The organism is Mesorhizobium sp. M2A.F.Ca.ET.039.01.1.1 (assembly GCF_003998035.1).
In the GTDB taxonomy this organism is placed as follows: domain Bacteria; phylum Pseudomonadota; class Alphaproteobacteria; order Rhizobiales; family Rhizobiaceae; genus Mesorhizobium.
The window spans coordinates 1-4820 of record NZ_RZRY01000494.1 but is presented as its reverse complement, the minus strand read 5'-3'; the positions used below and the strand labels follow the sequence as shown (position 1 = coordinate 4820).

The window sequence follows — 4820 nt, the reverse complement described above, 5'->3', positions numbered from 1 at the left end:
TCTCCGCATAGGTCCAGACCGCCTTGCCGAGCAGCTTCGGATCGGCGACCGTCTTCCAGCCCGGCACGAAGGTGCCCTTGACGAAGCGCGGCGAAAGACCAGGCTGCAGCGCCGCCATCTCTTCGCCCTCGACATGACGGAAACCGATGCCGAAACGCTGCCGCTCGGCCCAGCCAGGCAGAGAGGCGCGGAACTCCGCCTCGCTCTCATAGAATTCCAGCGAGCCATCCTCGCGCAGCATCGGCCGCGTGCCGGAGCGGTCGAGCAGGCCCATCCACTCGGCCTCGGCAAGCTTCATCATGCCGGCCTGCGTGGCCAGGCTCGTCTCGTAATGCTTCGCCGCGCCGGCCCGCCAGAAGCGGATCAGCCAGGGCAGGAGTTTCGGCAGATAGGCCGGCGGAATGGCCAACGGCCCGAGCGGATCGGCGAGCCATTTCGGCAATTGCCGGATCATCCCCTTATGCGCCAGCGGCAGCACGTCGGAGAAGGCGAAGGCGGCGGCATTGCCGGAACTCGTCTCCTCGCACACGCCGGTCCGGTCGAAGACGATGACGCTGCGCCCCGCTTCCGCGAGCAGGGTCGCGGCGCAGATGCCGATGATGCCGCCGCCGATAATGGCGATGTCTTCCGCTTCTCCCCGTGAACGGGAGGAAGATGCCCGAAGGGCGGATGACGGGCCGCCCCCCTCTTCGGAATTTTGCTGCACGTGAAAGGCTGTCCCTTATTCGGCCGCCACCAGCCTGTCCGTCGACCGAGGAGACGTCTGGAGCGACGGCAGCGTCGGCCGCACCGCCAGCGCGTCCCGGACGATCGTCTCGACCGCCTTGCGGCGTTCGCCCGACAGCGGCTGGCGCGGCATGCGCACGCGGTCATTCGTACCGATCGCCAGCACTTCGGCAAGCTTGATGTTTTGGACCAGATAGCTCGAGACATCGAGGTCGAGCAGGGGCCGGAACCAGCGGTAGATCGCCAGCGCCTCCTCGCGGCGGCCCTGCCGTATCAGCTGGTAGATCGCGACGGTCTCGCGCGGGAAGGCGGTGACCAGGCCGGCGACCCAGCCGATGGCGCCAACCGAGAGCGCCTCGAAGGCGAGATTGTCGACGCCGGTGAAGAGGTCGTAGCGGTCGCCGAAGCGATTGATGATCTCGGTCGATCGGCGGATGTCGTCGGACGATTCCTTGATGGCTACGAAGCGCTTGTCGGTCGCCAGCTCCTCCATCAGGTCGACGGTGACGTCGACGCGATAGGCGAGCCGGTTGGAATAGATCATCACTGGCAGGTCGCCGGCTTCCGCCACGGCACGAAGGGCGGCGACGGTCTCTTCCGGATTGGTGTGGTAGATCGGGCTCGGCACCACCATAAGGCCGTCGGCGCCTTCCCTGGCGGCGCGCTTCGCGATGCTCGCCGCCTCGCGGGTGCCCGGCTCGTTGACGGTCAAGAGCACCGGCTTCTTGCCGGCGACCTTCTGCGCCGTCTTCAGCACTTCGATCTTCTCGTCAGGCGACAGCATCGGCCCTTCCCCCAGCGAACCGCAGACGATGATGCCGTCGCAGCCGGCCTCCATCTGCAGGGAGTAGCAGCGCTCCATCTCGGCATGGTCGAGCCGGTCGTCGGCGGTGAATTTGGTCGTGACGGCTGGGAAAACTCCGGTCCACATGGTTTGCATCTCCTCTGATATATCAGTCGTATATCTATTAAGAATTGGCGTGTCAACGCTGAATCCGTTATGATATATGAAAAATATATCAGGAGCCTGCTATTGATTTCCCCACTGATATCCGCTGATGCGAACGCCCCCTTCGAGCCGGCGGCGACCAAGGCCTATCGCGCGCTGGAGCACATGATCGTCACGCTCGAGCTGGCGCCGTCGAGCTTCGTGACCGAAGGCGCGCTGATCGATCGCCTGGGTCTCGGACGCACGCCGGTGCGCGAGGCGATCCAGCGGCTGGCCTGGGAAGGGCTTCTCGACATAAGACCCCGCGCCGGCATCGCAGTCGCGCCGCTTCACGCCGGCGACTGGCTGCGGGTGCTCGATGCCAGGCGCGGCATCGAGGTCGTGCTCGCGCGCTCGGCCGCCCGCTTCGTCACCCGCGAGGCCGCCGACCTGTTTCACGAGGCGGCGCTCGCGATGCAGAAGGCAGTGATCTCGGGCAACGTGCTTGCCTTCATCCAGGCCGACAAGGCGCTCGACGAAGCGCTGGCCATCGCCGCCGACAATCCCTTCGCGGCGCGAGTGGCCGCCCCCCTGCAGAGTCACAGCCGCCGCTTCTGGTTCCGCTACAAGGCCGACACCGGTCTTGCCGAATCAGCCGAGCACCACGTCGCGCTGATCCGCTCGATCCTCGACGGCGACGAGGAAGGCGCCGCCAAGGACGCCAAGAAACTGATGGCGCTGCTGCGCGGCCACGCCGAGGTCGCCGCGACGCGTTGAGCAGGACAGCACCTGCTCAAGGCGTCCTCAGCCGCCCGGCTGCCCGACCGCGGTCGCCAGCGTATCCTCCCATCCCTCGCCGGCGGCCAGGATGCAGCTCTGGCCTTTGACGTCGGTCATCAGGATGGTCCAGGTTCCGCTTGCCGAGACGAACACCTCCAAAATGGCGACTTGGCCTGCCACGCCATAGCCCAGCCGCTTCTCCTCGAACGCCTCCGCCAGCCTCGCGACCAGATAGTTGTGGCCGCCGCAGATGATTTGCGCCCGCGCCGGAACTGCCGATATCGCCATCAGGGCGCCAACGGCTGCAAGCATGATCCATTGAAACGAAAAATCGCGTGCCATGGGGCACCTCCTTCGCCTTCGCATTCCGGCAAGGGAGGCACATTCGGCCGCCTCAGTGTGCCGGAAGGCTCCAGGCCGGATCAGACGTCTTCATCACGTCGCTCCTTCTGGTTTCCGGTCTGTCGTCGGGAGATCATCACTCCCTGGATTCGATATGGTGAAGCTGCGCCTCGTAAACAAGGCGCTCTATGAAGCGCTGGCCATCGCCGCCGACAACCCCTTCGCGGCGCATGTCGCCGCGGCCAAGTCGCGGTGAGGCGATCGATCAGCCTTCGGCAGGCTCCTTCCGAGCCGCCCACTTCAACAGGGCATCGAGAGCCGGGCACAGCGCCTGACCCCAGTCGGTCAGACAGTATTCGACCTTCGGCGGCACCTGGTGATGGACGATGCGGCGCACGATGCCGTCGGCTTCCATCTGCCTGAGTTGCTGGATCAGCATCTTTTGCGAGATCGCGGGAATGGCCCGCTCGAGATCGGAGAAGCGCAGCACCTTGCCGCCGAACAGGTGAAACAGGATCACCAGCTTCCACCGGCCTTCGAGAATGCGCAGCACGTTCTCGACGCCGATCGCCGCGGACGAAGGCGTCAGAAGCTCGGGCTCACTTTCAGGTAAGTACCTTACTTTTTTGTCGGTTCTTGTCATTTCCACAGCATACCTCATCTTAACGGCCGAGCAAGCGCCACGCGCCTCGAACGGCGCCGGCAACACACACGGAGACAAGCCATGGCGATAGAACTTCCCAGGCCGCTGACGATCTATTTTGCCGCCAAGAACCGTCACGATATCGACGGCATGCTTCTCCCGTTCTCGATGGATGCCACTGTCCGGGACGAAGGCGAGGTACATCGCGGACCGGCCGCTATCCGGACCTGGATGGAAACGACCACGAGCAAATACCGCGTGACGGTCGAAGTCGCCGACGCGACGGCCAATGGCGACGCATGGCGGGTAGCGGGCATAGTCTCAGGCAATTACTGGGCGGCATCCCGATCGGCCGGCCGGCATGGCCGCGGGAGATCGCCGAGCTGGTCGCCTTCCTGGTTTCGGATCGCGCATCGGCGATCCACGGCGCCGAATATGTCATTGACGGCGGTACGATACCGACGGTCTGAGCGGCATCCCGCCGCCAGGCTCGCTGCGGCACAGCCTTCGTTCAGGCGCCCGGCATCGCCGCCCTGATCGTCGGGCTGTCCCAGCCCTCGCCGACCGAGAGAACGCAACTTTGCCCCTTGGTGTCGGAGGCAAGAACCGTCCAGCTGCCCTGATCGGAAACGAAGATCTCCAGCACGACGTTCGGATTGATCAGGCCGCGCCCGGCCTCGGTTTCGTGGAACTTGTCGCCCAGCGCCTTGATGATGTCGGCGCGGGCCGCGCATTGCGCCGCCGCGCTTGCCGGGGCGGCTCCAAGGGTGATCGCCGCCGTCGCCAACATTGCCGCCACAACAAATCGTGTCATCTGACACCTCCTCGCGCCAGACGAGAACCCCGGCTGCCACCGGCGCTGTTCGGTTGCCTGCACGCATGGCAGGAATACAGCCTAAGGCGGATACCGGTCTGTTGGTTCCATCACACGGCGATGGAATTTTGGAAGGCGCGGATACGCTCTCGACGTGCCGTTCTTGGAATAATGCCCTGGATTGGACATGGAACCGAGAAGCGAGAGGGTCGACGCAGCATAAAAAGAAAGCGCGGTTGGCGCCGCGCTTCATTGAAGTCTCTTAGAAGACCGTTCGGCTAGTTCATCGTCGGAATGACGAACTCCGCGCCGTCCTTGATGCCTGCCGCGCGCCGCAGCCGAAGGCGAGGACGCGCAATCAGGAAACCGTCCGCTCAGTTCATCGTTGGAATGACGAACTCCGCGCCGTCCTTGATGCCCGCCAGCGCGCCCGCAGCCGAAGGCGAGGACGCGCAAGCAGGAAACCGTCCGGCTAGTTCATCGTCGGGATGACGAACTCGGCGCCGTCCTTGATGCCGGACGGCCAGCGCGAGGTGACCGTCTTGGTCTTGGTGTAGAAGCGGAACGCGTCCGGGCCGTGCTGGTTG

Annotated in this window: 6 protein-coding genes and 2 pseudogenes; 3 read left to right on the top strand and 5 right to left on the bottom strand. The window is 64.7% G+C overall.

What is annotated here, in order from left to right; genetic code table 11:
• Positions 1 to 622, bottom strand: a 622-nt coding sequence (locus EOA24_RS27665; RefSeq protein ID WP_127410274.1) for an FAD-dependent oxidoreductase, incomplete at its 3' end; no start/stop codon positions are given.
• A 99-nt stretch (positions 623 to 721) separates the two neighbouring features.
• The gene (locus tag EOA24_RS27660) at positions 722 to 1657 is read right to left on the bottom strand and encodes a dihydrodipicolinate synthase family protein (RefSeq protein ID WP_126080710.1); all 936 of its coding nucleotides are present in this window, start codon (positions 1655 to 1657) and stop codon (positions 722 to 724) included.
• Between the two features lie 69 nt (positions 1658 to 1726).
• On the opposite strand from EOA24_RS27660, the gene EOA24_RS27655 reads away from it, so the two are divergent.
• On the top strand, positions 1727 to 2431 hold the full coding sequence (locus tag EOA24_RS27655; protein ID WP_245463402.1) for a GntR family transcriptional regulator: 705 nt from the start codon (positions 1727 to 1729) through the stop codon (positions 2429 to 2431).
• Between the two features lie 27 nt (positions 2432 to 2458).
• Here the strand turns inward: EOA24_RS27655 and EOA24_RS27650 are convergent, their stop codons facing one another.
• Positions 2459 to 2776, bottom strand: a complete 318-nt coding sequence (locus EOA24_RS27650) for a hypothetical protein (RefSeq protein ID WP_127410273.1) — start codon at positions 2774 to 2776, stop codon at positions 2459 to 2461.
• A 265-nt stretch (positions 2777 to 3041) separates the two neighbouring features.
• Positions 3042 to 3419: a winged helix-turn-helix transcriptional regulator gene (locus EOA24_RS27645; RefSeq protein ID WP_126080708.1), complete on the bottom strand. Its 378-nt coding sequence runs from the start codon at positions 3417 to 3419 to the stop codon at positions 3042 to 3044.
• Between the two features lie 81 nt (positions 3420 to 3500).
• Between EOA24_RS27645 and EOA24_RS44140 the strand changes: the two are divergent.
• Together EOA24_RS44140 and EOA24_RS41860 are read left to right on the top strand one after the other, a co-directional pair.
• Positions 3501 to 3764: pseudogene (locus EOA24_RS44140) on the top strand (nuclear transport factor 2 family protein); the annotation flags it as partial.
• Positions 3752 to 3889: pseudogene (locus tag EOA24_RS41860) on the top strand (SDR family oxidoreductase); the annotation flags it as partial. The pseudogenes EOA24_RS44140 and EOA24_RS41860, both read left to right, overlap by 13 nt.
• 41 nt (positions 3890 to 3930) lie before the next feature.
• On the opposite strand, the gene EOA24_RS27635 reads toward EOA24_RS41860, so the two are convergent.
• A complete protein-coding gene (locus EOA24_RS27635; RefSeq protein ID WP_126080706.1) occupies positions 3931 to 4233 on the bottom strand; it encodes a hypothetical protein in 303 nt (100 codons plus the stop codon).
• Positions 4234 to 4820 lie beyond the last annotated feature (587 nt).